Raw genomic sequence first — 3,113 nt, forward strand, 5'->3', positions numbered from 1 at the left:
CGTTTACGGAGTCCCTGGACTCCGTAAACGCACCACTGCGCGAAGCGCATCACCAGCTGCTGGTGCGCAGCACGATCTCCGTTGCCATCTCGGCGGACGCGGCCTCGGGTATCGAGTCGACCCCGTCGAGCTGGACGACCCGGTAGTCGGAGTAGACACGACGACCGCTGTTGTCGGCGAACGGACGGGCCAGCGAGCTGCCGATCAGCAGGGTCGTCGGCATCTCGATCGCGGGGCAGTCGGCCTGCCGGACGAGGCCGTCGAGGTCGGCGACCGCCGGGTGCGGGCAGTCCGCGACCACCAGGCTGGCGAACCGGCCGAACGTGCGGGCGGCCAGCAGCCAGGCCAGCGCCGCGCCCTCTCGGTTACCCGCCAGGTTCACCCACGGCAGCTTCAGCGCGTCGAGCAGCGCCACCGTCGACGTCTCGTCGAGCCCGCCGATCGACTCCGGCACGACCGTGCGCAGGTCGGAGTTGTGCAACCGCTCGCAGACCGCATCGAAGATCGATCCGTTCTCCCCCGCTCCGGGAAGCAGCAGCACGGTGTGCTTGCTCTCGGGTCCGTCGATGCGAACGGTGACGGTGGCATCCCCTGCGGCCACTTCCCTCGATTCCATGGCTTCGGACGGTACACCGCCCCGAGCCCCGGCAGCGGTCAGCTCGGCTGCGCGACAAGGGTTGCCATGTCGCGCAGCCGGTCCTATGGTTCATTACATGAGTAATGAACCAGTGAGCCTCCACGGGCGGTCACGGCCGTGATCGACGACGGCAGGCCGCTGTTCCAACAGATCGCCGAGCAGATCGAGAGCTCGATCGTCGACGGTTCCCTGCCGGAGGACGGCCAGGTGCCCTCGACCAACGAACTGGCGGCCTTTCACCGGATCAATCCGGCGACCGCAGCCAAGGGGCTGAACCAGCTGGTTGCCGACGGGATCCTCTACAAGAAGCGGGGAATCGGAATGTTCGTCACTGTCGGGGCGCGCGACGCGCTCCGGTTCCGGCGCCGAGAGTCGTTCGCGCGCCAGTACATCGAGCCGCTCGTCGCGGAGGCCGCGCGCCTCGGGATATCCCGCGACGAGCTCGCATCCATGCTCGACCACACGGAGGTGGCACGATGACCCGGAGCCTGACCACGGCCGAGCCCACCGACGCACGCACCGTCGGATCCGACGCCGTCGCATCGATGCGCGGAGTGACCAGGACGTACGCAGACGTCGACGCGCTCGCGGACGTCTCGTTCGAGATCCGGCGCAACACCATCTACGGCCTCCTCGGCCGCAACGGTGCGGGTAAGACGACCATCATGCAGATCCTGACCGGGCAGGACCTGCACACCAGCGGCGAGGTCTCGGTGTTCGGCGCGACCCCGTTCGAGAACTCGGCCGTGCTGGCGAACGTGTGCTTCGTCAAGGAGAGCCAGACCTATCCCGACGACCTCCGAGTCAAGCATGTGCTCACCGCCGCGGGCCACCTGCTGCCGAACTGGGACCGCGAGTTCGCCGGGACCCTGCTCGACGACTTCCAACTTCCCTTGTCCCGCAAGGTCAAGAAGCTCTCGCGCGGCATGCGCTCGGCCATGGGAGTGATCATCGGCCTCGCCTCGCGGGCACCGCTGACGCTCTTCGACGAACCGTATCTGGGCCTCGATGCCGTTGCCCGCCAACTGTTCTACGACAGGCTGCTCGCCGACTACGCCGAGCACCCCCGAACGGTGGTGCTGTCCACCCACCTGATCGACGAGGTGGCAAACCTGCTCGAGCACGTGCTCGTCGTCGACCGCGGGCGGATCGTCCTCGACGAGGACGCCGACACCCTGCGCACGCGCGCCGTGGTGGCCTCCGGTCCCGTCGAGGCGGTCGAGGCCTTCGCCGCGTCCGGCACGGTGCTGCACCGCGAATCGCTCGGTGCGCTCGCCCGCACCACCGTGCGGATTTCGGTCGGTGCCGCCGAGCGGGACCGGCTGCGCGAGGCCGGCGTCGAGATCGAGCCGGCATCGCTGCAGGAACTCGTCATTCGGACCACCACCCAGCGCAAGGAGACCACCGCATGATCGTCACCGTGACGCCGGCCCCCGCGCTCCCGAAGGCGCCCACCCGGTCCAGGATCGGATCCGTCCTGCGCCTGCACACAGTGGCCTGGCCGCTGCTCATCGCCTGGCCCGTCGGCATCCTGCTGACGGCGTTCCTGATCAGCTTCACCATCTACGCGATCGTGGGGAACGAACAGGACGAAGGGTTCACCGGCAGCATGCTCGCCGTCTACGGCTTCGTGCTCGCGTTCTACCTCCAGTCGATGACCCAGACGTTTCCCTTCGCACTCGGACTGAGCGTCACCCGGCGTGAGTTCTTCGCCGCCACCGCGCTGATGGCACTGGCCCAGTCGGGGGTGTTCGCGGTCGCTCTCTACCTGCTGTCCCTCGTGGAGGCCGCCACCGACGGCTGGGGTGTGCACATGCGCATGTTCGGCCTCGCGCGCTACCTCACCGACAGCGGAGCACTGCAACTGCTCATTCTGTTCGCGACTCTGCTGTCGACCAGTGCGCTCGCGATCCTGGTGGGCGCGATCTACCAGCGTTGGCGAGCCACCGGGCTGCTCGCCGCCTTCACCGGAATCGTCGGCGCGCTCGGACTGTCCGGGATCGTGGTCACCTGGGCTCGGTGGTGGCCGGCGATCGGCTCGTGGTTCACCGACGTCGCCCGCGTGGTGCCGACGGCGGTGTTGCCGCTCGCCCTGGCAGCCGGGTTCCTTGCCCTCGCGTGGGGGACGCTCCGGCACGCGCGGCCGTGACCGGCCCACGCGCTACCCCCTACGCTCCGGGGCCCAGCTGTGATTGTTTCGGGCGAGCAACTCGGCGACGCTGATCGGCGATCCGCCCTCCGAGGACCTGTTCCGCCGCGAGCGCGGTTCGGTCCGGACCCGGCTTGGCTGCGCACTCACGCGCCGGAACGGCTCGGTCATCGGATCGCCCGCGTGAAACTGCGGCGTCCTGGCGAGATCGGGGATGTCCGCCTGCATCCGGTCGTCGTCGAGGATGGGTTCGCCGCGGCCGAGGCGTTCCTGGATGCGTTTCATCCAGGCGGGCGCCCACCAGCAGTCGTCGCCGAGGAGCTTCAT

Annotated in this window: 5 protein-coding genes; 3 read left to right on the forward strand and 2 right to left on the reverse strand. The window is 68.6% G+C overall.

All coding sequences use genetic code 11. The annotated features are described in order from the left end of the window. Window positions 1-49: 49 nt before the first annotated feature. Window positions 50-616 carry an alpha/beta hydrolase gene (locus ACFXGJ_RS24265; RefSeq protein ID WP_378625820.1) on the reverse strand — a complete coding sequence of 189 codons (567 nt, stop codon included), beginning with the start codon at window positions 614-616 and terminating at the stop codon, window positions 50-52. A 138-nt stretch (window positions 617-754) separates the two neighbouring features. On the opposite strand from ACFXGJ_RS24265, the gene ACFXGJ_RS24270 reads away from it, so the two are divergent. The 3 genes from ACFXGJ_RS24270 to ACFXGJ_RS24280 are packed head-to-tail and all read left to right on the forward strand — an operon-like array spanning window position 755 to window position 2,786. Continuing rightward, window positions 755-1,117: a GntR family transcriptional regulator gene (locus tag ACFXGJ_RS24270; protein WP_378625821.1), complete on the forward strand. Its 363-nt coding sequence runs from the start codon at window positions 755-757 to the stop codon at window positions 1,115-1,117. Next, window positions 1,114-2,049 (forward strand): ABC transporter ATP-binding protein, encoded by a 936-nt coding sequence (locus ACFXGJ_RS24275; RefSeq protein ID WP_378625822.1) that lies wholly within the window; start codon window positions 1,114-1,116, stop codon window positions 2,047-2,049. The genes ACFXGJ_RS24270 and ACFXGJ_RS24275 overlap by 4 nt, the downstream gene beginning before the upstream one ends. Next, window positions 2,046-2,786 carry an ABC transporter permease gene (locus ACFXGJ_RS24280; RefSeq protein ID WP_378625823.1) on the forward strand — a complete coding sequence of 247 codons (741 nt, stop codon included), beginning with the start codon at window positions 2,046-2,048 and terminating at the stop codon, window positions 2,784-2,786. Before ACFXGJ_RS24275 ends, ACFXGJ_RS24280 begins: the two co-directional genes overlap by 4 nt. Window positions 2,787-2,798: 12 nt before the next feature. Here ACFXGJ_RS24280 and ACFXGJ_RS24285 read toward each other — a convergent pair. After that, the coding region (locus ACFXGJ_RS24285) for a hypothetical protein (RefSeq protein ID WP_378625824.1) at window positions 2,799-3,113 on the reverse strand (315 nt) is incomplete at its 5' end.

This window comes from Rhodococcus sp. NPDC059234 (assembly GCF_042754225.1).
GTDB lineage: Bacteria > Actinomycetota > Actinomycetes > Mycobacteriales > Mycobacteriaceae > Rhodococcus_G.

Bases quoted from the DNA above. Each gene is read 5' to 3' on its own strand.
- ACFXGJ_RS24265 (WP_378625820.1), bottom strand. From the start codon at position 616: ATGGAATCGAGGGAAGTGGCCGCAGGGGATGCCACCGTCACCGTTCGC.
- ACFXGJ_RS24275 (WP_378625822.1), top strand. From the start codon at position 1,114: ATGACCCGGAGCCTGACCACGGCCGAGCCCACCGACGCACGCACCGTC.
- ACFXGJ_RS24280 (WP_378625823.1), top strand. From the start codon at position 2,046: ATGATCGTCACCGTGACGCCGGCCCCCGCGCTCCCGAAGGCGCCCACC.